This window comes from Niallia circulans (genome assembly GCF_007273535.1).
GTDB classification, from domain to species: Bacteria; Bacillota; Bacilli; order Bacillales; family Cytobacillaceae; genus Niallia; species Niallia circulans_B.
In genome coordinates, this window is the sequence record NZ_RIBP01000001.1 from 596148 (window position 1) to 623003 (window position 26856).

Below are 26856 nucleotides of genomic sequence, written 5' to 3' on the forward strand. Positions count from 1 at the left end.
TGATGAGGAGGTATTTTATGAGTAAAATTAATACGTTTTTAGAAGAAAAAGTAATGCCGGTTGCAGCGAAGATCGCAGAGCAAAGACATTTACAAGCATTAAGAGACGGTATTATCCTAGCAATGCCCCTTATTATCATCGGTTCCGTTTTTTTAATTTTGGCTAATTTGCCTTTTCAAGGGTATTTAGATTATTTAACAGAGCATCCGAAGCTTAAAGCAAGCCTTCTTTATCCATACAGAGGAACATTTGAAATCATGGCATTAGTCGCCACTTTTGGAATTGCTTACAGGTTAGCGGAATCCTATAAGGTCGACCCATTAGCTTCTGGAGCGATTTCACTTGCTGCCTATTTTGTTGGGACACCGTTTGTTTCATATGTTATTGGTCAAACACCAGAGGGCGTGGATATCGTTGAAACAGCGTATCAAACAGCCCTCTTCACAAGCAAAGGCTTATTTGTCGGGATGGTTATAGCTGTTTTATGTACAGAAATTTACCGGAAAATTCTGCAGAAAAATATTGTGATTACATTACCTGATGGAGTTCCGCCTGCTGTTGCTAAATCCTTCACCGCATTGATACCTGGCTTTTTTGCAATCGCTGTTGTGTGGGTTTTGCGCTTATTAGTAGAAAACCTTGGAGACTTTGGCAGCTTGCATAATATCGTAACAGTCTTATTACAAGAACCGCTTACACGAGTGGGAACGAGCTTTTTAGGAACGATTTTTATTTTCTTCCTTATAACACTGTTATGGACAACAGGCTTGCATGGGGCAAGTATAGTTGGTGCAGTCATGACCCCTGTTTGGCTTACGTTAACAAATGAAAATGCCATTTCCTTTGGTGCTGGGGAACCAGTGAAGCATATCGTCACAGATCAATTTAATGACATCATCTTTATTGGCGGATCTGGAACAACTTTAGGCTTAGTATTTGCGATGTTATTTTTTGCGAAAAGCCAACAAATGAAGCAACTTGGACGTTTAAGTATAGGACCGGGAATCTTTAATATCAATGAACCAATTACTTTTGGAATGCCGATTGTTCTTAACCCATTAATGATTGTTCCCTTTATATTAACACCAATACTGTCCGTTATAATAGCTTATGTATCAATGGATATCGGACTTGTCGCAAAACCGATAGGCATCGTACCACCCTGGACAATGCCACCTATCATCCAAGGGTATTTGATTACCGGCAGTATTTCTGGAGCAGTCCTTCAGCTTGTCATTATCCTGCTTTCTTTTGTTATTTACTTCCCGTTTTTTAGAATTTGGGATAAACAGAAGGCAGAGGAAGAGAATAGCTTAGTCAATACGGAGAAAGATTAATCATTATAAATGGATTACTTCATGATGCGTGCCAAAATGTCACGCATCTTTCTTATTGGTTTTTCCCTTGGTATCAGGCAATCATTTCTAAGCATTGAAACAATGAAGAGGTGTTACTAGTTTAATTCAGCTGATTTATATTGACCCTTATTGAAAGCGAGAGAGTGGTGGGGGAAGCTGGCAACTATTTAAGAGACTGATGCTATTTAAAGTAAGTAATTTTTAAATCAAAGTTCAGAATGAAAGCAAGAGGCAGTTGAGTATTTATGAAGAGACTGAGTATAGACACTATTAACAGACACTATGTTGGTTGGTTCTGGTGGTAGCTATGTAGTTTTCCATCTTTGGATAAATTTCAAAGGCTATATAGAGACGATTCACAATTCATCGTGTACGTGTAATTGGCTTGCTGCATTTTAAGAGTTCAACAGTTTAAAAGCAATTAACTATTTGTTAAAGTCACCATCCATGATAACCTTTTTTTCGCAGACTCCACCTTTGTACACTACCGCGTTCCCTTCATATCATACTATAAGAAAAGTACGAAATTACAAAGGAGGAAAGAAATAATTGAGTGACCGTGCTACTTTTTTTAACTCTCCGAAGGGACCAAAGGGGAAATTTCTTACAGGCAATTTAGATGCTTTCCGCACAGATCCACCAGCATTCCTGCAACAAATGGCGGCTGAATATGGTGATGTTGCAAAATTCCGTTTAGGTCCAATGAAAAAAGTCTATTTAGTTTCCAATCCAGATATGATTAAGCAAATCCTTGTAACAAAACAGCAAAATTTTGTGAAATCTGATGATTTTAAGGTATTAAAGCCTATTTTCGGTGAGGGGCTCCTTACAAGTGACAAAGAATTTCATATGAAGCAAAGAAGACTTATTCAACCAGCCTTTAAAAAAACACATATCATTGATTACGGTCAAGATATGATCAATCTAACAAAAGAATATTTGTCAACTTGGCAGGATGATGATGAACGAATAATCACCCAGGATATGATGAATATCACCCTCGGTATCATTTGTAAAACGATGTTCAGTATGGATTTTAAGGAAGGATATCAGGTTATTGGAAAACCACTTGAAACTGCTTTGAAATTATCTGTTAAAAGGATGAGAAGCGTAATAAAGCTGCCATTATGGATTCCGACGCGTATAAATCGTGAGACTAAGAAGGCGATAAAGGAGCTTGATCGAGTGATTTTGGATATAATCCAAAAAAGAAGAAACGATCCAGTAAAGTATGAGGACATGCTTGGCATATTAATGGATGCAAGGGATGATATAGAAGATATCGGTATGTCAGACAAGCAGCTGCGTGATGAAGTAATGACTATTTTTATTGCTGGACATGAAACGACAGCTAACGCCTTGTCATGGACATGGTATTTACTTTCCCAACACCCCGAGGCGGAGGCAAAGCTGTATGAAGAAATCGAAAACGTTATAGGAGATAACGAGCCAACTCCAGCTGATTTCATGAAATTAACTTTTACTCAAAATCTTATTTGGGAATCCATGCGCATGTTTCCTCCATCCTTTGTGACTAGCCGGAAAGCGGATAAGAATGTAGAAATAAATGGATATCACTTCAAAAAAGGTGACATGATTCTCGTCAGCCAATATGTGATGCATAGACAGGCCCAATATTTTAAGAATCCAGAATCGTTCATTCCAGAACGCTTTGAAAAGAATTTTATTAAAACCATTCCACAATATGCTTATTTTCCGTTTGGAGGAGGACCAAGAGTATGCATCGGAAATCACTTTGCGTTAATGGAGGCAGTTCTAGTATTAGTGTCAGTGGCACAGCGCTTCAAACTTAACTTAGCACCAGGCCATCATGAAATTAAGACATTTCCTTCTATTACACTAAGACCGAGACGTGGTTTACGTATGATACTGCAAAAGAGATAGCCTACATGAAGATTCCTCCAAAAATAATTGTTCACAACTTTCAAAAAAAATAAAGACTAACAAGCAGCTACTAAATGTAGTAACTTTATTATAATAATATAAGATGGGGAGATGAGTGCATGGCAGGTTTTGATTTGCAAAACAGCATAATAAACAACATCATAAAGGAAGAAAGATTCGTAACCGTCTATACAACAAAAAAAGGTGTGCCGATCCGCTGCAAAATAACCGGAAATGATAAGTTCACTTTATTGCTGGATGTTGAAGGCAAACAGCAATTAGTGTTTAAAAGCGGGATTAGCACGATTTCCGCAGGCAAACAGGTAATAAAATTTTAAATGGAAAAATATCTCCCTTCTAACTAAAGTCGTTAGTAGGGAGATATTTCATTTAGTCAGCTTATTCCGATCCTCCATTTGTGGAGGCTCCTCCATCCACCCATTTTTAATCATAATTTTCCCACCATCTTGCGCAAATGTGTATATGTCTTTGGCAAGGAGTGACATTTTTGTAGGAAGATCATTGCGCAAGCTAAATGCACCTCCTAATGCATTTGTTCCGAGTCCAAAAGATGTTAACAAGCTAGTATTATACATCATTAATTTGTCTGAAAAAGGGGCGATTTTGGAGGCAGTTGCTTTACCTGCATGGGTTGCTGGAGGTTCAATATAGCTGTGTCGCAGGAATTCGCCTAAATCAACCTCCATTTTTTTGGACAATTTCATCCCTCTGACAAGATAGTCTTTAACATCTTTGTTTTCTGCTACTTGAGCAAATCCTATCATTAATTGCATGCCTGCAAGATTTGTTTCAATTGCATGATGAATGAGTGAAACTTCTATCGTATTTAAAGACCTTTTTTCACCGAACAAACCAAACCCATTTCTATATTGATTTTCTTGCACAAAATGCACCTCTTTAGGCATAGACACAAAGGGTGGCCGAACTAAAACGCCTTTTTCTAAGAGGAATTGAGTTACTTGGTTGTTGAGTACTTGTGATTCTGCTGTTAATGAATTAAAGAGATTATTTATATCTTCCCGATAGGAGATACCACAAAAAAGAGAAAATAAGCTCATTTCCACTTTCGTCATCATATGTAAATACATAATGTCATAAAGAAAATCAAACAGCTTTGGTACACCATGATTGAGATCATTCGCTGTAAAACCGATAGGAATTGCTGCTCCCTCTTCATTAAAAATTTCCGTAATCAAATCAACAGTCTTAAGAGAGTTATTATAATGTATTTGCAATAGCTGCTTTGCTTCCGCATCAGCATGTTCTATAAAATGTTCCAATATTCTTAGCAACATTGTCTTTTCTTGATACGTCATCCATAAATTCGCCAATTCGGATGATGTAATTGGAACTTCACGTGAAGTCATATTCATGCCCCCCAATGTTTTATTATTTATTCTAACCACATTAAATTATTTTAATAAATTAAATTTTGAATATAAATGGACAAGTGCTGATACAAGGATGGACAAGAGGCATAGAATACTATCAGGATAATTCATCACATATCTCTATGTATGAAAAACCCAAACTCCTTTAACATGCTTTGAGATGTGCTTATGCACATCTCTTTTTTATTGACTATTTCGCAGTGTAGCAGCATTCCTTTGCTCGATAAAAGCTTGAAAGCATGACTGTAAAAACACATGAAAGCGTTAATTCGCTTTATTGCACTAAAGTGAATTTCTGTTTATAATGGCTTGAAAGAAAGGTGGGAATAGTTTGAAACAAATAAAATATTACACGTCAATAGTGGTTGGCACTCTTATTATTTCTTTAGCATTTACCCTGTTACAGAGCCCGAATCAAATTGCCTCTGGAGGGCTAACAGGAGCATCATTAATTTTAAGCAATATATTACACTTACCTTCATCCTTGGTTTTATGGGGGGCTACCATATTTTTATTATTAATCTGCTCTTACTTTTTAGGAATACAATCGTTGGTAAAATCTATTGTCGGTTCCTTGTTAATACCGCTTTTCGTCTATTTAACGAATGGGATGCCTGTTCTTACAAATGATCCATTATTAGCATCGATATTCGGCGGATTAGGTGTTGGGATTGGATTAGGAATTGTGTTCCGTGCAGGTGGTAATACGGGCGGATTTACATTAATTGCACAATTGCTTTTTCAGTTAAAATCGGTCAAGCACAGTACAACCGTACTATGCTTGGATGCATTTGTCATGATTGCTGGAGGAATAGTGTTTTCACCAGAGAATGCATTGTACGCCTTAGTTGGAGCCTTCATTACACGTAAAACAATGGATATTATCCAAGGTAAAAAGAAGGGGTCAAAAGTTGCGTACATTATCTCTTCAATGGAGTATGAACAGGAAATAAGCAATAAGGTTCTACATAGGCTTGACAGAGGCTTAACAAAAATGACAGGGTCTGGCGGTTACACAAATTCGGAAAGAATTATTATGATGATTGTCCTTGATCCATCGAAAGTAAATGACCTGAAAAACCTGGTACAAAGTGTAGATAATCAAGCCTTTATTATAATGAGTGATGCAACTGAAGTGTATGGTGAAGGGTTTAATTCTGCAGGACTTTCATTAGGAAAAGGTTAGACTTATGTACCAAAGTGTCATAAAGGAATGAGTAAAGCTGATATAGAATACTTATTAATAATAAGTAAGGGCAATATAATAAATATCTACTTTTGAAATTAGTTTATGAAGGGCTGATGAATGATGAAAATATCAACAACATGGAAAGGCGGGATGGCGTTTTTAGGGAAAACGCCATCTGGACATGAATTAAAAATGGATGCTGCAGAACAAGTAGGTGGCAATGATACAGGAGCCAGACCAACAGAATTACTTCTTCAAGCAGTCGCAGGTTGTACTGGAATAGATATCGTCTCTATCCTCAAAAAAATGCGCTTAGAATTAGTTTCCTTCGAAATGGAATTGAACGGTACACGTGCAGAGGAGTATCCACAACGTTTTACAGACGTTCATATTCACTACTCACTTGAAGGTGATTTGCCCGAAGAAAAGGTAGTGCGTGCTATTCAGCTTTCAAAGGATAAATATTGTTCTGTCTCTAATTCCATAAATGCGACTATCACTGTCAGCTATTCCATTAATGATACGGAGCGCAAACAGCTGTCGTAATTTAATGATTAATTTCGTGGAAAAAATGGTATCCTCTCCTTCCTGCAGCATACAATCCTCCTATATAATAAATTTTATTGGAGACGTAAAAAATGAAGGAAGGGCGAATTCGAGCCATTGTTATATGTGTTTTTAGCAGAAATGATACGATCCTTTTAAGTGAAGGCTTTGATGAGGTTAAACAGGAGTATTATTACCTGCCAATTGGCGGTGGAATTGAATTTGGAGAAACAAGTAAGGAAGCTTTAATTCGGGAAGTAAAAGAGGAAATTAATGCAAAGGTAGACCATATAAAGTATTTAGGGACAACCTGCAAACATCTTTGCATACAATGGGATGCTTGGACATGAAATGGTAACAGTTTACGATGCTAAGTTTGCAGATGTATTATTTTATGAAAAACCTGTACTTTCGGCCAGGAGGATAATGGGGGAATATTTACATTGCTATGGAAACCAATCGGTGATTTTGAAACAGGGATGTTAAGATTAGTCCCAGAGAATTTACTGCAGTTGCTGTATTAAGCTTAATACTTGGAATAAATTTCTCCTTCTTTACAAAATATATATATAAATATTATTCATCGAATTAAGGTGGGTTGATTTATGTATGTATTATGGATCACTTTTGCTGTATTGATTATTTTCCTTTTTGTTATGCCGAAAACGTTGACGTGGCGGGGAAATATCCTTGTCATTCCACTTGTAAGCTATTGTGCATGGATTGCGCATTTCCTTGTCGCAGTTAAACTTGATTTTGTAGATTTCGGTCCAACGAAAGAGGTAGAGTATTCGGATTTTTTTCTAGTGACACTTACCCCTCCATTACTGGCGATTACATACTTAAATTACTTAAAAAATAAACATTATATTATGTATGCTGTTATTTGGTCGGTAGTATCTTTTTTTATTGAGTATTTACTATCTCAATCAGGATTTATGAAGCATCATGAGTGGAAATTATGGTACTCCTTGCCTGTATATCTTCTTTCCTATTTAGGATTAAAAGTAGTGTACAATAAATTAATAAAATGTCCTTCGCGGGATTCGTGAAATAAATGACATATGTAAAGTTAACTTGCTAATTGCGTTGAATTGACTTGAAATTATTCCTATTGAATCCAGTAAATTCCATGTTATAATAATAGTGTAACTGTCGCATAAAATGTGGCGAATAAAAGAACTTCCACTCGTCCTACGTGGAAGTTTTTTTATATTCAGTATTTATAAATAGGAGAGAAATGATGAGACTTGTTGGACTTGTTATTGCAATTATTTCCATTATTATTGTATTTTTTCAATATAATTTTGCAGTATTACTCTTTGGTACGGCATTAATCTTTTTTGGGATAGCCGATTATAGATCAAAAAACAGAACCATTTCATACATCTTTATGACTTCTGGGCTTGTATTTATTATAGGAATCTTGATTATAGGTCTTTAATGTCTGCTGGTACGATTTTTGTGGCTAGGAATTTGGATTTTAGTCTAGGTTGAAACCGAACTATTTTATCAATTAATAGTTCGGTTTTTGCATTTTCTGTATTATGTGTTTTGTCTATTCTGAAATAAATGGATAAATAATGGGGGAACGTGGTTTCTGACACGGACAAGCAATAATATACTGTAATGAAAATGTATGAGTGAAAGGAGAGATTATGATGCAATTTAGCTTTGATGTTAAGTTGTTTGAAAAGCACAAACAGTGTAAAAAGCATGCTCATTCTCAGAAACATAAACTATTATATGAAGACAAGCATCAGGACTATTATCCAGCGGTAGATAAGGCTGTTTCTGAAATGCATTTGCCTCCAAGCCGCCCAACTAATAAACAAGGAGTGGAAACAACCGCAGTTATAGAAGAGGTGCATGAACCTATTGAAGCCCCGGCAGAAGAAATATTGCAGAATGCGCTGTATTTTCCGATTGGAAAAGAAGGACGCTTTGTTGGCATAACACTGGGCACAACGGTGACTGTTTACACAGAAAACAGTGTGTATCCTGCTCTCACAGGCTATTTTCAAGGGATTATTTCAGATGCCAAAGAAGAAACGGTATTAATTTTAGCTAACGGTAACCTTTTCCGTATCCCTGTTATAGAAATTAATTTTGTAACTATTGGCTCTTAATGTTTAACAACTAATTGTTTAAATATATTCCTTCACATTTCACAAGGAAGCCTTCTATCAAAATCAGGGAAACTAACTAAATAAGTTTAGTAGATGCATGTTATCGTGCATCTTTCTTTTTGTTACTGTAAGAATAGCGGAAAAATGAAACCCTTTACAATTATTGAACGTATATAACCAATATGCACAATAGGAAATAGAACAAGTATTATAAAATGGAGGTATTTTAATGGTTTATGTTATTCCTTGGAATTTTAACTCAATTATGCAAAGCACTACTGACATTGCTGTTCCAATTTTAGATGAACAAGCAAACGAAATAGGAAAAATGGAATTAACATTTGGACTGTTTTCGAGAAAAAAGGAAGAGGGTAATTTATTTTCAAAAAAAGAGGTTTTGGTAAGACAAAACTGTATTAGCCTGCAAGACAATAACAAGGAGAATTGTGTTAATATAACTTGCCATACACGCCCCAGAACAATAGGTAATCAAGTATTAAAAAGAAAAGTTGAATATATTCATAATGAAGAGAGCCATATATTTAACATTGATTATCTTAATGAAACAGCAAAATATTTCTATCAGTTTGTTTTCGAGGACGACACATATCAAGTATTTTTTGACGATGATGGCACAACATTTAAAATTCAAAAAAACAAAGCTTTTGTTGCTAAATTTGAACAGGGCAGTAATAATATACAAAATTATGAAATAGAGGCTCAATACGAAAACCATGCATGGTTGTGGCTCGCTTTGTTTGTTCATTTGTATTATAACTTTCCAAGAAATAATGGTATTATATTTCGAAGCTAATTATTATACAAGCAAAAAAACGACTACATATGAGTGCTGCACCCCAAAAGTTGGAGTTAAAATCTAACTTTTGGGGTGTTTGTTTTTACTGTTTTTCACCTGAGAAACTATTATGCACTATAAACCTATCATAAATAAGCAGACAAATATATGCATAATTCTGAACCAGTGTTCCTTAGACAGGCTTAATAACAGAATCAAAGCTTATTTTCTATCGTGCTGTAAGTGTCAGCTTTTGTTTAGTTAGCAAGTTAGTTGGGAATAAGTAACTATCCTTAAGGTTTATAAAGCTTACTAGAACACAAATACATACTATTTTTGGACAGGCATCGAAAGGGAAGGAGCTTATATGAAGAACAATCAAAAGAAAATTACAATCCCAAGAAGTATAGGCTATGGATTAACGGATATTATGGGGGGCGGAGCATTTACAATTATTTCAGCATGGCTGCTGTATTACTACACTACCTTTGTTGGATTAACTCCTGTTGAGGGAGCTTCTATCATTGCGATTGCTCGTATCGTTGATGCGATTGTCAGCCTCGCCATTGGCAGCATAACAGATAATTTCTATAAATATAAGATCGGCAGGAAATTTGGCAGGAGAAGATTCTTTCTTTTAATTGGTGCTCCTTTAATGTTTACTTATATTTTGCTTTGGGTTACAGGCATGAATTACTGGTATTATTTAGTTAGTTATTTATTATTTGAAATAGTGATGGCATTAGTATTAATCCCGTGGGAAACATTACCGTCTGAAATGACAAAAGACTTTAATGGGCGAACGAAATTATCGACAGCCAGAATGTTCTTGTCCAGTTTAGGTGTGTTCCTGGCGACATTTATTCCTGGAAGGCTAATTGCGTTCTTTGGTGAAGACAATGGCTATGCATATTTTATTAATGCTGTTATTTTTGCGATTATATTTGCAATTTGTATCTTCATTTCTTATAAGGTTACTTGGGAAAAACAACTGAGTCCTGAAGAAGAAAAAGAATGGATAAATAGAAGTAAAACAAGCAAACGAAAAGGTCGGAAAGAATTGCTTGCAGCCTTTTCCGAAACGGTAAAAGCTTATATTTCCACTTTAAAAATCAGAAGTTTCAGAAAACACTTAATGATCTACTTATTTTCCTATACGGCAAAGGATGTATTTAATGCTGTATTTGTTTACTTCTGTGTATTTGCATTAAGTATTTCTTCGTCAGTTGCAGGAAACATGCTTTCTTTAAGTATCATTGGTATTCCTATTACTATTGTTGCTGGTTTCCTTATGATTAAAATAGGTCCAAACAGTTTATATAAGGTTTCTTATAGTTTGATGATTATGTGTTTAGCAGCATTTTATGCTGTTTATGTGATAAAACCAGACTCGATGATCATGTACGTATTTATTATTTCGGCTATTTATCAAATAGGTAGAGCAGTACTAGACTTTACTCCTTGGAATGTATTCCCGTTTATTCCGGATATTGATGAGATTGTAACACAACAGCGACGTGAAGGTGTTTTTGCTGCAGTAATGACATTTACTAGAAAAAGTACTGTCGCGCTGGCCACCTTCTTTGTAGGGGTAATATTACAATTTGGTGGTTACACTGCAGGGGCAACGACCCAATCATCTCAGGCAGTTCAAACGATTGTATATACGATGGTAATCGGTTCTTCATTGCTTCTTATAGCAGCGTTAGCAGTTGTATTTACCTTTAAGTTAAACAAAAATACACATCAAATATTAGTGGCGGAGATTGACCGATTAAAAAATAACGGCTCTAAAAGAGAGGTTGACCCAGAAACACGTGCAGTTGTTGAAAACTTGACTGGATATAAATATGAAGATGTTTGGAAGGAAACGAAGGAAGATTCGATAAAATCTGCTTGCGGTTAATATCCGCATATTAAAAGCTGCCAAAGGACATTGTTGTGTGAAAGTAGACAATCCTTTGGCTTTTTCCTTGTCTATATAGCTTAGGGAAAACAACCTGACCAGTGACATGAAGAGGAGCAGTTTTTCATACTATATTTTTGGGGGTGGAAAAAATGCCGCGAGTAAATTATAAAAGCTCGGATGTAGATTTAATGGCACGGATGATGAGAGCAGAAGCAGAAGGTGAAGGACAACAAGGAATGTTGTATGTTGGCAATGTTATTGTGAACCGCTTGAAAGCAAATTGCTCTGATTTTGAAGGATTGCGAACAATTCCACAGGTAATATACCAAGTTCAAGGAAATAATTATTCATTTGAGGCAGTACAAAAAGGCAATGTTTTTTATCAAAGAGCGAGAACAGCTGAAAAAAAACTAGCAAAAAAGAACTTGGATTATTGGCGAGATCATCCAGGGAAATATGCACTTTGGTATTTTAATCCATATGCTCCATGCCCACCAACTTGGTACGGTCAGCCTCAATCCGGTCAATATAAAAATCACTGTTATTATGAACCGAAGGCAGGTACATGCGAAAGTGTTTATACAGGAGGATAAGGCAAGGCTTCCATACCAATTTAAGGGATATTCCTGAATAAGCAGGTAATCCCTTTTTTTATTAGTTTAAGAGGGTACGTGCGCTGTGTTAGACTCATAATCTCTCTATCTATTTTATATGTATATGTATATAATAATGGTGTGTATGACACGAAATAAGTTTAGTTATAAAATTTAGGAGATTACAATGCATTTTCAATACAACCAGCTCCTGCTGCAAATGTTAATCGTTCAAATTCCTATTATTCTCTATTTAGTGTTAGCAAATGGCCGAATAGATGAGAAGAAGGAAAAAGTCATGTGGGGAATATTTTGTACTATAACATTGGCACTATCTATTACGTTTTCGATTATCCTTGATGGAGTTCGTCTTGATGCTCGTATGGTGCCGTGGTATTTAGCCTTTATATACGGGGGAACAGGTGCAGGAATATTTGTTTCCATTTCGTTCTTTTGTGTTCGTTCCTTATTTGGTGGAATTGGTATGATTCCTTCCTTTGTGGCAATGTTAATTTCTATTATGTTTATTTTCGTTGCTCAGAAGAAGTTTCATTTTTTACCAGTTAAGAAGAAAATTTATTTATCTGTCTTATATGTGACTATTTCTTCTGCCATGCTGCCGTTCATTGCGGTATTATTCGGCAACGATATAATGACGATGACAATATTATTAAATTATCTTTTGTTTATCCTAGTCAACGGTATTCTCGCTTGGTTTTCGATCTATTTAATTGAGTCACACCGTGAAAAGGTACTGTTAAGAAAAGAAGTTCAAAGAAATGAAAAAATGCAGGTTGTTGGAGAGCTTGCTGCAAGTGTTGCCCATGAAATAAGAAATCCAATGACAAGTATTAAAGGCTTTTTACAGCTTCTCCATACTGCTGACAATTTAACAGAACCGCAAAAAGAGTACTTAAAAATAAGTTTAGAAGAAATAAATAGAGCAAATGAAATAATTTCTGATTATCTCTCTTTAGGGAAAAATCAAACAAGAAAAAAACATAGTGTTTTGGATTTAGAGCTAGAAGCAAAAAAATCAATCTCTTCTCTATCTTCCTATGCACTTATGAGCAATGTGGAGATTTCCTTAGAAGTAGATGGACGAGCGGTCATTTTGGGGAATTCATCCCAGATTCAGCAAATGTTTATCAACATAATCAAAAACTCCATTGAAGCAGCTGCGAAAAATGTTCATGTAACAATCAGCCAGAATAAGAAGCAGGTTGATATCTTTATTGTAGATGACGGAGAAGGCCTAACAACAGACCAAATCGATAAGCTTGGTTTGCCATTTTACTCAACTAAGGAAAAGGGGACAGGCTTAGGATTAATGGTAACACTTCAAATAATTGGTGAGATGGGAGGAAAATGGCGCGTAACAAGCGATAAAAAGAATGGGACGATTTTCCAAATTACTTTTCATGAAATTTAACAAAATACTGAATAAAGCGGCATTCCAATATAAAGGAAAGCCGCTTTATTTTTTTCTTATACTTATCAAATCTATTAAAAAAATGCTTGAATGTAAGTAAATGTTTAGTAAATATAAGTTGATATCTAGATTAGAACTTGATATTTTTTACGTTGATTTAGTAATTAAATTCTAATTTTACTTATAAAATAAGTGTAAAGACAAATATTTAACTGTTTTTTTTTAGAATCTATTGAATGTAAGCGCATTCCGTGTTATATTTTCGTTAGAATATTTAGTTAATATCACTAATGGCGGTAGGTGAACTAGTGGCAACTATAAAGGATATTGCAGAAAAAGCGAATGTTTCTACTGCAACTGTCTCAAGAATACTTAATAAAGATCAAACCCTGTCTGTAACAGAGGAAACGAAAAAGCGTGTAATGAAGGTGGCAAGTGAGTTAGATTATAAACCAGTAAGAAAAAAACAGACGAAAGAAATAAAAAAAGGAAACAATTATCAAATAGGGATTATCTTTTTAAATGATGAAGCAATTGATCCTTATTTTCAATCCATCCGCCTTGGTGTAGAAACCATTTGCAGTCAATTTTCTATTAATCTTGCAGTAATGATGACGGTCGGAAACACTCCCATTGCTTCAGAAGGTCTTGTTGGGTTAGATGGATTGATTGTGATTGGCGATATTGATATAGCAGATTTGCAAACGCTGTATATGGAAAACGAGCATATTATTGCCGTAGATCAAGTGCCAGCAGTTTCGAATATTGATGTTGTTGTAGCGGACTTGAAAGGAGCAACACGGAATGTGCTTAATCATCTCTTTGAATTAGGGCATACAGAAATTGCCTATATCGGAGGAGAGGGAAAGGTATTTAGTGTGAGCAATCTTCATACAGCTGCCAAGGTAGATATAAGAAGAAAAACGTATGAACAGGTTATGAAGGAGAACGGGTTAATCTGTCACGTGCTTGAAGGAGATTGGGGACCAAGTGGAGGCTATTCCTTAACAAAGCAACTCATTGACTCCAACCACATTCCAACAGCTATTGTTGCTGCAAGTGACCCGATGGCTTTAGGTGTTCTTCGTGCATTGCATGAAAATGACATAAACGTACCGCAGGATATCTCTGTATTCAGCTTTGATGATATAGAAGCAGCGGCATTCATGAACCCACGGCTTTCTACTGTAAAAGTATATGGGGAGGAAATGGGGAAAACAGCGGTAAAGCTGCTTTATGACAGATTAAACGGCAGAAGTGTTCCAATGAAAGTGACAATACCTACTGAACTAGTGTTTCGTGATAGTGTAAGTGAAGCAAAGAAATCAGAATAACGAATTATCTATTATTTAAATGTTTTGGAAAAGTAAACAGTGTGACTATTAATAGAGGGAGTTGGCCGTTTATGGGGATTTTTTTTGATGCGACGAGGAAAATTTTTCATCTAAAAGCAAAAGATACAAGTTATGTTATGGAATTGGTCAGAGACGGTTATTTAGTTCATCTTTATTGGGGCAGAAAGGTTCAGGAATACCATCATCCTAACTATTTGCAGCAAATGGACAGAGGATTTTCGGGAAATCCTTATCAGCATAAGGAGGACAGAACTTTTTCACTTGATACATTGCCGCAAGAATATCCGCAATATGGAAACTCTGATTTCAGAAAGCCAGCCTACCAAATTCAGCTGGAGAATGGATCGACTGTGACCGATTTACGATACGATTCACATACGATTTCTAAAGGCAAAAAGCTGTTAGATGGGCTGCCAGCTACATATGTTGAAAAGGAAGAAGAAGCGGAAACATTGGAAATCACAATGATTGATAAGCTAATCGGGTTAAAGGTCATTTTAAGCTACACGGTGTTCAACCATTTTAATGTGATTACCAGATCAGTGAAAATTGTTAATGACGGCAATTCCTCACTCAAGCTTCTAAATGTACAGAGTCTTAGTGTAGACTTTCGGGAAGCTGACTTTGATTTTCTGCATCTTCATGGAGCACATGTAAGAGAGCGTCATATAGAAAGACAGCCGTTGCGACATGGTATCCAATCAATTGAAAGCGCACGCGGGTCGAGCAGTCACCAGCATAACCCGTTCATTGCCTTGCTTCGGAAGGACGTAACAGAACATTCTGGTGAGGTATATGCGTTTAACTTTGTCTACAGTGGCAATTTTTTGGCACAAGCAGAGGTGGATCAATTCAGCAACACAAGGGTAACAATGGGAATTAACCCATTTGATTTCAGCTGGAAGCTTGATCCAGGAGAGGTTTTTCAGGCACCTGAGGCTGTTATGGTGTATTCAGCAGCAGGGCTTGGCAGTATGTCGAGGACCTTTCATGAACTATATCGAACTCGTTTAGTGAGAGGAGAGTACAGGGACAAGGAACGGCCAATATTAGTTAACAACTGGGAAGCAACCTATTTTAATTTTACAGCAGACAAGATCCTCGAAATAGCTGATGCCGGAAAAGAGCTGGGGATTGAATTATTTGTTCTGGATGATGGCTGGTTTGGAAAGCGAGATAATGATAAGTCGTCTTTAGGGGATTGGTTTGTCGATCTTCGCAAGCTTCCAGACGGACTTGATAATCTGGCCCTTCAAGTACAAGAGAAAGGTATGCAATTCGGTGTATGGTTTGAGCCGGAAATGGTGTCTGTTGACAGTGATTTATTCCGTGAACATCCTGATTGGTGCCTTCATGTAGCAGGTCGAGAATCCTCAGAAAGCCGCAATCAATTGGTGTTGGACCTTTCGAGGGAGGATGTTCGCAAGGAGATTACAAAACGAGTTAGTGACATTTTAACAAATATCCCAATTTCCTATGTAAAGTGGGATATGAATCGCAATATGACAGAAATTGGATCAGCTCATCTTCCTCCTGACAGACAGAGAGAAACTGCACATAGATATATGCTTGGTTTATATGAAATGCTAGAGAAAATTACTGAAGATTTTCCACATGTCCTTTTTGAAAGCTGCTCAGGCGGTGGTGGAAGGTTTGATGCGGGCATGCTCTATTATATGCCGCAAACGTGGACCAGCGATAATACTGATGCAGTCTCAAGACTGAAAATCCAATATGGAACGAGCTTGGTTTATCCGGTATCTTCTATTGGAGCACATGTCTCTGCCGTTCCAAATCACCAGGTACAGCGAATAGCTTCTATTGAAATGCGCGGACATGTTGCGATGTCTGGCAACTTCGGTTATGAACTTGATTTGACGAAGCTTGCAGCAGACGAGAAAACAGCAGTGAAGAACCAAGTGGCTACCTATAAGGAAATCCGCAAGCTTATTCAGTTTGGTGATTTTTACCGCTTGAAAAGTCCGTTTGAAGGGAATGAAACAGCATGGCTGTTTACCGATAAAGATAAAACAGAAATTATTGTTTATTATTTTAGGGTGCTCGCAGAACCAGCAGCCCCAGCTTCTGTTCTGAAATTAACTGGGGTTGATGTTCAGAAGGTTTATCAGGTAAACGGTACAGACATTATCTATGGTGGAGACGAACTCACCTATGCTGGAATGAGCATACCAATAGAATTGCAAGGAGACTTTCAAAGCTATTGCTGGCATTTAAAAGCAATTAAAGAATAAGGTCTTAAAGGCGCTCGTCGTGCACCACACTTTAGCAAACGTTAATCATTGTTATATCAACGTTTCAAAGCACTTCTCTTTTTCGAGGGAAGTGCTTTTTAATTTTTGGTTACGAGTTTAGTTACGACTTTTTTTGAGAGCCGTTAACAAATTATTCTTGCCTGCGATAGTTCTCTAATGCATGAATAGTATCAACTCTTGTTTTTTCGTTAGTATGACCATACACATCACGAACGGAAGAAATTTTTACCAAAAAAATTTGGATGAAGCCTGATATGACAAAAGCTTAATCCAATAATTTTCTATGAAAGGGTATTCAGCCCATATGGTATTTGGAGTTTTACGGATTGAATGATTGTGATAATATCTTTGATAACAATATAAGTCGTAATGATAAATTTAAAAAGGCTTAAATCAATTCAAATACTATTATATCAACAACATTAGATCGAATATCTATAGGTATTTCTTGAGTAGAAATAGTGGGTGGGGAGCTAAAGAGCCTTTAACTATGGATTTTTGACTTAAGGATAGTTTATAAAAAGCTTTTGTGTATTCATAGCTTGGCCTTTGGAATTATACCCTAATTCTTAGAAGTTCTTCTATCTAGTTTTCTTTCATAAACGAATTTATATTTAAAATCAATTAACATGCTAAAGATTATAATTATATATCATAACAATGGCTAGGAGGTAGATTTATGCTTATTTCAGATTGGATTCCAGCTATTACTCAAACTAAGATTAATAGCCATATGATCTTAGTTTGTTTTATTTCTCATAGAAAATAACGTTTACTTGAAAGTTATTGTATTTGGGTATTGGAGGAAATAGTGAGAAGGTTATTCATTTATAATAATGCATGACTTCATGAGATGTATGAAAAAGTTTATAATACAATTCCGTGTTTGGAAACGAATTGCTGTATACGTTGAAATTCTTCATCCCATTCAAGTAATTTAAAGGTATTGATAAGTGAGAGTAGATAATCATTATCAAACTTTCCATTCTCTAATTTAAAATAGGTAAGTTGACGAATGATTTTTGCCTGGAAGGTTGCTACTATATCGTGAGATGTATAAGCTAATTCTCCACCAAGCTGGGAATATTTTAGTGCTAGAGAGTAATATTCACTATAATCTAGTGAATAAATGGCTAAATTAATTAATAAGGAACAAGCAATTTCTTCATTTCGATATAATGAATAATTCTCTTCAATAGAGCGTAATGCCTTGTCTCCAAAAAAAATGGCATCTTCTATCTTAAACATAAATAAACAGTTGCAAATAAGAGTTAGTTCATAATAATTCCATTTTTCAATGCTAGATAGATACTCCTTAATTGGTTGAAGATGTTCTCGAGCACTGCTGTAATCATTATTACTGCTAATCAATGTTAACATGGCAAGTGACTTTGATTCTACATGTTTGAAATAGATATCGTTATACTTACTATAATAAGTTGAGGCATCTTTGGATAATTTTTGTAAACTTTGTGTATTTCGAAGTTTAACTGATTCAGCAAGTTTTTTCTCCAGCATTATTTTTATTTCTAAAAATTCGTCATTCATAAGTAAAATAAATTCATCATACCGTACATTTAATCTGCTTAATATTTTGATGAATTTATCCGCGGAAGGTATCACTTCTCCATTTTCAATTTTAGATAGTTGTGAAATAGAGAGGATATCGTTACAAAGTTCCTTTAATTTAAAACCTTTACTCTCTCTAAGATATTGAATCGTTTTTCCCATTTTCCCTTTCATAAAAATCACACCCTATCATGAGATTTTCTTAAAGGAAAATAAAAAACTAATAGTTTTCCTTTATGAAGTATTTTATCACGAAAATATAAAACTAAGTTAACATAAATATAGAAGTAGAATAAATATTTATCATAAGGTGATAGGAAAGGAATGGGGACAAAATGAACTTATGTGGATGTGGGTTTGATTATTATTTTAATTATTATTTGTGCAATGTAAGTTTTTTATAAAAAAGTATAAAGGGTGAGTTACGATGAACTTGCCCTTCGACTTAATAAGAAGATGAGTGAATTAGAAAATACCTTGTTTAACTATCAATCTTTCACTAATGAATGGAATCTAAAATTAAATTCAAACATATCATGTTCTATCAAGAACATGGATATATCGAATATGGTTTTTCCACTCATAAATTTGAAAGCGTTTGCCATTTCAGAAGAAGGCATAAATTTTCACCTGTCACACTTCTTGATACATTGGTGTTTTATGCAATCTTTTATACAGAAAAAAATGGGGAATAAAAAATGTCCTGTGATAATCCTTAGTATTTCTGCAATGTATAAAATGTGCATAGACAATGCCTCTGTGAAAATACAAAAGCTTATTTCAGCAGTTTTTTAGGAAGAAAAACAACTACCGATAATAAGCGCTTATGTTAACTAGTGTGTATATGATATTCATATTTTTATAGCAATTTCTTTTTGGGAATGATTTCAAAGTACGGTTTCTATATTTTCCAATTATATTAATGTATTAAATGTGATAAGTAAGTTTTTCGCAAAGGTAAGTTGGTATTAATAAAGCGATTGATGGATTTTTTAAATAGAGAATTTTAATTTAATTTGGAGGTTTCGAATGAAAAAATATTTTATTTTTCAGTAATGATTTTTACGTCTTTTTTTCTTTTGTTTTCTATGTTTTTGGATGTTGCTCATGCGGCACCAGTGTATCCAAATAAGGCCAGGTTAGTTTCTGGAGTTGGTAATTATGGGAAAAGCACACAATATTATTGGATAAGTTCATCGGGAGCTACAACAACTTGGATAAACAATGCAAATACTGCAGTAAGTAAGTGGACAAATAGTAATGGAACTGGAGCTTATACACCAATTTCTTTTATAAAAACTAGCAATCAAAAATCTTCTGTTTCAGATGCTTATTATAAAAATTACGGTAATAATGGTTGGTTTGGATTAGCAGAGTATTTTAATGGAAATACAATGATTGCAGCATCTGGTAAGGTACCAACTAAAAACTATTTTTGGACTAAAGTAAAAATGAATACATATAAGTTTTTTTCAAATAAATCATTGTATCATAATGGGGTAATTAATGGAAAAGTAATTGGGGAGGTGTCTGAACAAATATTTTCACATGAATTTGGTCATGTTTTAGGGTTGGCGCACTTCTCAGATACAAATGCGAATGCTGGGAAAGTGTTGATGAGAAACTCTTTTCCTAGAGCAACTGGACCTACTAAAGATGAATTATATACTATAACAAGTTTATACAAATAAAGGGGCTATAAATATGCGGAAAATATTTTTCATTTCATTCGTTTTTCTTTTTAGTATTGCGGGGTGTTCTAGCAATACTTCGACAGAGACAGGAGAAATTATAGATGTGAAAACAGTACAAGTTGACAAAACAGATATGAGTTTTAAAAAAAGAGAACCTAGAGAAACTAGAATAGACATAACAAATAAAGAAGGTTACGAAGTAGGGTCTGCTTCACTTTCGATGGTTGATAGTTTTGAATCTGTTGAGCAATTAGCTGGAAGGTCTGAAATAGTTATTGAAGGGGAAGTTATTTTCAATGAATATATTGATTATGATGATATTCCTTTTACGATTTCAACAGTAAAAATCCTTGATATCATTAGTGAAGATAAAGATGAATTTACAATAGGAGATACAATAAAAGTAGTGCAGACAGGAGGACTATATGTACAAAAGGATGTCGGTGGAGATGAAAAAATATTCACGACAGAAGAACAAAAGGAAGAGTTTAAAAAAATTGAAGGAAAAACTATTGAAATAACAGCGAATGATGCTCCAGTAATAAAAAAATCAAATGAGGTTGTTTTATTTTTGACAGACTATGATGGTCCACTTGGAACTGATTTGTATGTTGCAATAGGAGACTATCAAGGTAGATTTATTGTTGAGAGTGATGATTATATCGAACCACAATCTTTGCAAGTTACATCAGAGCAGGGGAATAGTGATTTTACAATGAAAGAGATAAAGGCAGAAGTTGAAAGTGCGGAGTAATGCTAGTACCATTCAAAAGGTTGTTATTAGTGATATTATGATAGTCGTATTGAGCACATTACCTACATCTTAAATAAAAAAAGAGTCCTACTATGTAATATTAAAAGACAAGTGATTGTAAATATGGCATTTGTCCAGTTCTTGAAGTGGTAGCGGAATGAAAAAGACTTGACACATTCGCTAAACCAGAATCCTTTTAGCAATCCAAAACCTTTGTTTATGGTTGTGTTCGTATTATCTGACGTGCGAATTTTTTATTTGGTTACGATTTTTGGTTACGAGTGCTTGAAATTTTATCAGATTTATTCAATTTACTTATTACTCTTTATCTATCAAAACGCAGTATCTCTAGCTTTTTGATAGATATTGATAGTTACTTGCAAGAAATAGTTTTTTAAAAGGAGGCTGGGACATAAGTAAGTGAATCTGTATAAAAACCGAACTACTTAATCAACTAATGATTAAATAGTACGGTTTTTTTTGTGTTTTTTAGTTTTAATACACTGATTAGAAAACTTAGTGGAATGGAGCGGAGGTCACTCGACTCCTGCGGGAAATAGAGGAAAGGATGAGACACCGCGGAAAGCGCGAGGACGAGCGCGCAATGAACCGAACTAATTTTAACCCCATATTCTATTTAGTCACGAGTTTCATTTTTCAAATTTAGATGTAATTTTATTATTCGTGTTTAGAAAGGTTAACTTTTGTTTTGTCCCAGCCTCTTTTCTATTTCCATTTATGGTTGTTTCCACCATTAGTTGTATATTCATGTAAAACATACAGTAAATTAACCGATAAAAGAATGAAGAGAATTATTAAACGATTGTATTGTAAAGAAAGAAGAGGTCAAGATGGATAATCCAGTAAGTGAAGATTCGTTATTTGATACTTATAAATCACTATTTAACTATAATAGTGAAGCTTGTTTTGCTTTAAACATGCGCGGCGAGTTCCTATTGGTAAATCCGGCTGCAGAAATCCTGACAGGTTACTCTGATAAAGAGTTTTTTCATCTGTCATATGAGGATTTAATTGAGAAACAGGATAGGAAAGTAACAATAAAAAAACTGGAAGGCTTGCTAAATGGCGACAAGGATAGTGTTGAGGTATCTATTCGTAATAAACAAGGAGAAAAGATTGATTTATCAATAGTTGCTGTGCCGATTTTCAGAGCTAAAAGGCCAATGGGGATTGTAGGTGTTGCCAAAGATGTCACACAGCAAAATTATATGGAGTTTCTTGTAAAGGAACAAAATAAAATCCTCAAAATGATTGTGGATGGCACAAATTATACAACCATTTTAGATGAGATTGTTTCAATTGTGGAAAAAGTTGCAAAGGATAGTCGCTGTTCAGTTATGATTGCTGACAAAGAACAAGACAAATTATATACAGCTTCATCTCCAAGGTTGCCAAGTGAATTTGCTACTTTCATCGATGGTATTCCTATCGGCCCAAACAGCGGATCATGCGGAACAGCAGCTTATTTTAAACAGCGGATTATTGTTTCAGATATTGCTGTTGATCCATTATGGGAGGATTTCCGCGATGAAGCGTTATCGCATGGACTGCAGGCTTGTTGGTCAACACCGGTATTTGATAGCTTTAATAATGTTATTGGCTGCTTTGCGATTTATCATTCAAAACCAAATACTCCTAACCCTAAATACATAAAGCTTATTGAAGAAGCTACATATCTGACGAGTTTAGTCATTCAAAGAAGTATGGCAGAAGAAAAGATTCAGCATCTGGCTTATCATGATGAACTGACAGGACTGCCTAACAGGCGTTTCTTTGAAGAAAAGCTGAAGGCAGCAATTGCTGACTTCCAGCCTGCAAATAATAATCAACATTTAGGACTGCTATTTATGGATCTGGATCGATTTAAATTTATTAATGATACACTTGGTCATCATGTGGGAGATATTCTTTTAAAGCAGTTTTCCGAGCGGTTAAATAAATGCATTCAAAAAAAAGAGACAGTTTCAAGACAAGGCGGGGACGAATTTACAGTACTACTTAGAAATGTTACGGAAGAGGAAGTTAGAAAAAAGGCAAAAAAAATTATTCAAATCCTCTCCTCTCCATTTCTTATTGATGGACATGAAATTTTTATTACACCAAGCATTGGGATTGCTATGTATCCAAAGGATAGTGAAAATAATGTTTCATTGATTCGAAATGCAGATATCGCTATGTATGAAGCAAAAAAAGAAGGAAGAAATAATTATCAATTTTACAATGAGAAGTTTGACTATCAATCATCTGACCTGTTTCTGTTAGAAACAGAGTTAAGAAAGGCTGATATTTCTAAGCATTTTAAACTTCATTTTCAGCCAATAGTTGATTTAAAGACGAATGCTGCAACAAGTGCCGAGGCTTTAATTAGGTGGCAGCATCCAGAACTTGGTCTTATTTCACCTGAAAAGTTCATAAAAATTGCTGAAGATACTGGTTTAATTATTCCGATTGGAGAATGGGTGCTAAGAAAGGTATGCCAGGAGCTGAAAGCAAGACAAGAGAAGGGCCTTTCCCCAATGAACTTTTCTGTCAATCTGTCTTTACGGCAATTTTTTGACAGTAGCTTTGTTTCTACAGTGGCTAACATTTTAAACGAGGAAGGGATAAATCCCGCCTATATTACTCTGGAAATTACGGAAAGCATGACAATGGATGTTGAGAAGGCAACTCAAATTCTTTATCAATTGAAGGATCTAGGAGTAGAGATTTCCATCGATGATTTTGGAACTGGGTACAGCTCTTTGCAGTATTTGCAAAAGTTTCCGATTGATTATTTGAAAATAGACAAATCCTTTATTCAAAACATCGGGGAAAATATGGATGATTGCAGTATTGCCTCCACAATTATCGTAATGGCTCATAATCTAGGACTGAAGGTAATTGCTGAAGGTGTTGAAACGGAGGAGCAAGTGAATGTATTAAAAGAAATGAATTGTGAAAAAGCACAAGGCTATTACTACAGTAAGCCATTGCCACTTAACGAGCTTCGTTTAATAGATTGACCTTGGCTGTTGGTATAGAAAGAAAAGGATCAGCTTGGCATGTCAAGCTGATCTTTTACTATGTAAAGAATGGGGAAGAGCTAAAAAAAAATCGGTGTTTTGATAAAAGAGCTTGCAAAAACGATTTTATTCAACTAAAATAAGTATTTATAAAACACTAAATCGTAATCATTACGATTTGTAACTAACCGTTAATCAATTAGCGGTAAGATTATTAGGAGGAATTATCATGAGAGTCAAAATTACGTTAGCATGTACAGAAACTGGGGACAGGAATTATATTACCACTAAGAACAAGCGGAATAATCCGGATCGCCTAGAGTTTATGAAATATTGCCCTCGGTTACAAAAAAGGACACTGCATAGAGAAACAAAGTAAAAATTAACTGGTTAATGGACAAGTATAAATTTTAAATCGTAATCGTTACGATTAAAGAAAGGGATGAATGGAATGGCAAAAAAATCTAAAGTAATAAAGGAAAAAAAACGCCAAGTTATGGTTGAAAAATATGCGGCATTAAGAATGGAGTTAAAAGAAAAAGGGGATTATGAGGCACTAAGAAAACTCCCAAGAGATTCTTCGCCAACACGATTAAAAAACAGATGTGAAGTGACGGGAAGACCAAGAGGTTACTTGAGAAAATTCAAAATGTCGCGGATTGCTTTTAGAGAATATGCACATAAAGGACAAATTCCTGGTGTGAAAAAGGCTAGCTGGTAATAATAAAACAGCCGTCATATCTAGTATTGACGGCTTGAATAACTTTACTGGAGGATGTTATGGATATAAATTTGATTAATCCTATTCTGGTTGAGTTCCTTTATAGGAGTACAATTGAAAGCTTGTCGCCATCAATGCGAGAAATATACCAATTCATTGAATGCGAAGAGGATGAATTAGAAAGGATGGCAGTAAGTGAAAGCCACTTTATTAAACTAATGAATGAAAAACCTCCTATAAGAAAAGCGGCAGAGCATTTTTCACTGAAGGTACCACATATTAAAGCAGTAATTAATCAAGCACAAGGAGAAATTGACCGGGCAATGATAGAGAGATACAAACAAATAAAATGGATAGATATGACAGATTACAAGCCAGCAGCAAAAAATAAAACAAAGAGCAATTGGTCGTTTGTTTTTGTGAATTAATCCATATACATAGAATTTAAAAAAGAGGGCGATGAGTAATGAAAAAAATACCTGTGACAGTGCTAAGTGGCTATTTAGGTTCAGGAAAAACAACCTTGCTTAATCATGTGTTAAATAATCGAGAGGGGCTGAGGGTAGCGGTTATCGTTAACGATATGAGTGAGGTTAACATTGACAGTGAAATCATCCAGACACAAGGCGGTTTTTCCAGAACAGAGGAAAAGCTTGTTGAAATGTCTAATGGCTGCATTTGCTGCACATTACGAGAAGACTTGTTAGAAGAGGTAGAAAGCCTTGCTAAGCAAGGAGATATTGATTATATCCTGATAGAATCTTCAGGCATCAGTGAACCTATTCCTGTTGCACAAACCTTTTCCTATATCGATGAGGAGTTAGGGATTGATCTGACTAAATTTTGTGAATTAGACACAATGGTAACCGTCGTGGATGCTAATCGGTTTTGGCATGATTATGAATCAGGAGATTCCTTACTTGATCGGAAAGAAGCAGTTGGCGAGGATGATGAGCGTAATATTGCAGACCTTTTGATAGACCAAATTGAGTTTTGCGATATTCTGTTATTGAATAAATGTGATTTAGTAACAGAGGAAGCTGTTGAAAGCTTAGAAAAGGTCTTAAAAACTCTGCAGCCAGAAGCAAAAATTATTCGCACAGTAAATAGTTCAATAGATATGAAAGAAATACTACATACTAATTTATTTGATTTTGAGAAAGCGAGTGTATCTGCTGGTTGGCTGAAAGAGTTAAATGCAGGACCTGCACAACATACGCCAGAGACAGAGGAGTACGGAGTGAGCTCCTTCGTTTATTATAGTAGACGGCCATTTCATTCGGAACGCTTTAATGCTTGGTGCGGACAAATGCCTATGCAAATAGTCCGTGCTAAGGGGATTGCATGGTGTGCATCTCGTAATAATATAGCTATCCTTCTTTCACAAGCGGGTCCTTCTGTGAAAGTCGAGCCAATCTCCTATTGGGTTGCTTCCCTTACTAAAGACAGGCAGGAAGAGATAATTAAAACAAATCCTCAATTGAGCGATAGCTGGGATAAAGACCATGGAGACCGGCACACAAAATTAGTGTTTATTGGAATGGATTTAGATGTCGATTTAATCAGGAGGGAATTAGATGAGTGCTTGTTAACAAATGACGAATATGCCGATGACTGGTCTGCATTAGGTGACCCGTTCTATTGGGAAATTGCCTAAAGCAGATAGGTTAGGATAAAAAATTCCTAGGATTAAGCCATTAGAACCATTTCATTTCTGTTTGCAGAAAAAAGCTTTAGCCATATAGGCCTCGCCTATGGGGCCTAAAGCTTTTTCTTATTATGACATCTACACTCCTTCGCGCAAAACCTTCTTATAATCAATTTTGAAATAATAACCCTTACAGAATAATAATTACTAGAATCTTCCTTAATAAGTTCGGAATAAATAATCTAAGATTGTATAAGGTGAAGAGTGGAACAATATGCTACCATATCGTATAATACGATATAATGCTATGGAATTCGCTTACAATAGGTGGAAACTAATTATATGGAAGAATTTGTGGTGAAACTTTTTACTTCTTTTTTACGTATAATTAATAAAGGGATTAATAGTGAATAAAATGTGGTTATGGAGGCATGTCCCAAAGGATAATTTTTTGAAAATTATTGGGTGTATCCCATGATCTCACACTCTCCATCATATTTAATTTACTAGAACAAAAATGGTACACTTGTAAATGCTAAAAAATTCATAT

The 26856-nt window shown here is 35.3% G+C and carries 23 protein-coding genes; 21 read left to right on the top strand and 2 right to left on the bottom strand.

The window, feature by feature from the left end; all coding sequences use genetic code 11:
- The first annotated feature begins 17 nt into the window (after nucleotides 1–17).
- The 3 genes from celB to CEQ21_RS03910 all read left to right on the top strand — a co-directional run bounded on the left by celB (nucleotide 18) and on the right by CEQ21_RS03910 (nucleotide 3601).
- Nucleotides 18–1337 (top strand): PTS cellobiose transporter subunit IIC, encoded by a 1320-nt coding sequence (gene celB / locus CEQ21_RS03900; RefSeq protein ID WP_185763339.1) that lies wholly within the window; start codon nucleotides 18–20, stop codon nucleotides 1335–1337.
- Between the two features lie 570 nt (nucleotides 1338–1907).
- Complete coding sequence (locus CEQ21_RS03905; RefSeq protein WP_185763340.1) at nucleotides 1908–3263, top strand: cytochrome P450; 1356 nt, start codon at nucleotides 1908–1910, stop codon at nucleotides 3261–3263.
- Between the two features lie 119 nt (nucleotides 3264–3382).
- Nucleotides 3383–3601 carry an RNA chaperone Hfq gene (locus CEQ21_RS03910; protein WP_185763341.1) on the top strand — a complete coding sequence of 73 codons (219 nt, stop codon included), beginning with the start codon at nucleotides 3383–3385 and terminating at the stop codon, nucleotides 3599–3601.
- Nucleotides 3602–3649: 48 nt separating this feature from the next.
- On the opposite strand, the gene CEQ21_RS03915 is transcribed toward CEQ21_RS03910, so the two are convergent.
- The gene (locus tag CEQ21_RS03915; protein WP_419181568.1) at nucleotides 3650–4651 is read right to left on the bottom strand and encodes a DUF3231 family protein; all 1002 of its coding nucleotides are present in this window, start codon (nucleotides 4649–4651) and stop codon (nucleotides 3650–3652) included.
- 385 nt (nucleotides 4652–5036) lie between these two features.
- Between CEQ21_RS03915 and CEQ21_RS03920 the strand changes: the two genes are divergently transcribed.
- The 11 genes from CEQ21_RS03920 (at nucleotide 5037) to CEQ21_RS03970 (ending at nucleotide 16876) form a co-directional block, all read left to right on the top strand.
- Nucleotides 5037–5861 (top strand): YitT family protein, encoded by an 825-nt coding sequence (locus CEQ21_RS03920; RefSeq protein WP_235907208.1) that lies wholly within the window; start codon nucleotides 5037–5039, stop codon nucleotides 5859–5861.
- Between the two features lie 123 nt (nucleotides 5862–5984).
- Nucleotides 5985–6410: an OsmC family protein gene (locus CEQ21_RS03925; protein ID WP_185764079.1), complete on the top strand. Its 426-nt coding sequence runs from the start codon at nucleotides 5985–5987 to the stop codon at nucleotides 6408–6410.
- 92 nt (nucleotides 6411–6502) lie between these two features.
- A complete protein-coding gene (locus CEQ21_RS27075; RefSeq protein WP_235907156.1) occupies nucleotides 6503–6760 on the top strand; it encodes an NUDIX domain-containing protein in 258 nt (85 codons plus the stop codon).
- 255 nt (nucleotides 6761–7015) lie between these two features.
- On the top strand, nucleotides 7016–7462 hold the full coding sequence (locus tag CEQ21_RS03935; RefSeq protein ID WP_185763344.1) for a CBO0543 family protein: 447 nt from the start codon (nucleotides 7016–7018) through the stop codon (nucleotides 7460–7462).
- A gap of 606 nt (nucleotides 7463–8068) precedes the next feature.
- Nucleotides 8069–8539: a hypothetical protein gene (locus tag CEQ21_RS03940; RefSeq protein WP_185763345.1), complete on the top strand. Its 471-nt coding sequence runs from the start codon at nucleotides 8069–8071 to the stop codon at nucleotides 8537–8539.
- Nucleotides 8540–8768: 229 nt separating this feature from the next.
- Nucleotides 8769–9353: a hypothetical protein gene (locus CEQ21_RS03945; RefSeq protein ID WP_185763346.1), complete on the top strand. Its 585-nt coding sequence runs from the start codon at nucleotides 8769–8771 to the stop codon at nucleotides 9351–9353.
- A gap of 349 nt (nucleotides 9354–9702) precedes the next feature.
- Nucleotides 9703–11241, top strand: a complete 1539-nt coding sequence (locus CEQ21_RS03950; RefSeq protein WP_185763347.1) for an MFS transporter — start codon at nucleotides 9703–9705, stop codon at nucleotides 11239–11241.
- Nucleotides 11242–11393: 152 nt separating this feature from the next.
- Complete coding sequence (locus CEQ21_RS03955; protein ID WP_185763348.1) at nucleotides 11394–11837, top strand: cell wall hydrolase; 444 nt, start codon at nucleotides 11394–11396, stop codon at nucleotides 11835–11837.
- 187 nt (nucleotides 11838–12024) lie between these two features.
- On the top strand, nucleotides 12025–13269 hold the full coding sequence (locus CEQ21_RS03960) for a sensor histidine kinase (RefSeq protein WP_185763349.1): 1245 nt from the start codon (nucleotides 12025–12027) through the stop codon (nucleotides 13267–13269).
- 308 nt (nucleotides 13270–13577) lie between these two features.
- Nucleotides 13578–14603 (top strand): LacI family DNA-binding transcriptional regulator, encoded by a 1026-nt coding sequence (locus CEQ21_RS03965; RefSeq protein WP_185763350.1) that lies wholly within the window; start codon nucleotides 13578–13580, stop codon nucleotides 14601–14603.
- A gap of 71 nt (nucleotides 14604–14674) precedes the next feature.
- A complete protein-coding gene (locus CEQ21_RS03970; RefSeq protein WP_185763351.1) occupies nucleotides 14675–16876 on the top strand; it encodes an alpha-galactosidase in 2202 nt (733 codons plus the stop codon).
- Nucleotides 16877–17764: 888 nt separating this feature from the next.
- Here CEQ21_RS03970 and CEQ21_RS03975 read toward each other — a convergent pair.
- Complete coding sequence (locus CEQ21_RS03975) at nucleotides 17765–18640, bottom strand: helix-turn-helix domain-containing protein (RefSeq protein ID WP_185763352.1); 876 nt, start codon at nucleotides 18638–18640, stop codon at nucleotides 17765–17767.
- An 842-nt stretch (nucleotides 18641–19482) separates the two neighbouring features.
- Here CEQ21_RS03975 and CEQ21_RS03980 point away from each other — a divergent pair.
- The 7 genes from CEQ21_RS03980 to CEQ21_RS04010 all read left to right on the top strand — a co-directional run bounded on the left by CEQ21_RS03980 (nucleotide 19483) and on the right by CEQ21_RS04010 (nucleotide 26315).
- On the top strand, nucleotides 19483–20157 hold the full coding sequence (locus tag CEQ21_RS03980; protein WP_185763353.1) for a matrixin family metalloprotease: 675 nt from the start codon (nucleotides 19483–19485) through the stop codon (nucleotides 20155–20157).
- Between the two features lie 106 nt (nucleotides 20158–20263).
- The gene (locus CEQ21_RS03985; protein ID WP_185763354.1) at nucleotides 20264–20914 is read left to right on the top strand and encodes a hypothetical protein; all 651 of its coding nucleotides are present in this window, start codon (nucleotides 20264–20266) and stop codon (nucleotides 20912–20914) included.
- An 851-nt stretch (nucleotides 20915–21765) separates the two neighbouring features.
- A complete protein-coding gene (locus CEQ21_RS03990) occupies nucleotides 21766–23937 on the top strand; it encodes a bifunctional diguanylate cyclase/phosphodiesterase (RefSeq protein ID WP_185763355.1) in 2172 nt (723 codons plus the stop codon).
- Nucleotides 23938–24166: 229 nt separating this feature from the next.
- Nucleotides 24167–24316 (top strand): 50S ribosomal protein L33, encoded by a 150-nt coding sequence (gene rpmG / locus CEQ21_RS03995; protein ID WP_127740395.1) that lies wholly within the window; start codon nucleotides 24167–24169, stop codon nucleotides 24314–24316.
- Nucleotides 24317–24388: 72 nt separating this feature from the next.
- Entirely contained in the window at nucleotides 24389–24658 is a 270-nt protein-coding gene (gene rpsN, locus CEQ21_RS04000) for a 30S ribosomal protein S14 (protein WP_185763356.1), read from the top strand.
- A gap of 59 nt (nucleotides 24659–24717) precedes the next feature.
- Complete coding sequence (locus CEQ21_RS04005; protein WP_185763357.1) at nucleotides 24718–25086, top strand: hypothetical protein; 369 nt, start codon at nucleotides 24718–24720, stop codon at nucleotides 25084–25086.
- Nucleotides 25087–25124: 38 nt separating this feature from the next.
- A complete protein-coding gene (locus CEQ21_RS04010) occupies nucleotides 25125–26315 on the top strand; it encodes a GTP-binding protein (RefSeq protein WP_185763358.1) in 1191 nt (396 codons plus the stop codon).
- The last annotated feature ends 541 nt before the right edge of the window (nucleotides 26316–26856 follow it).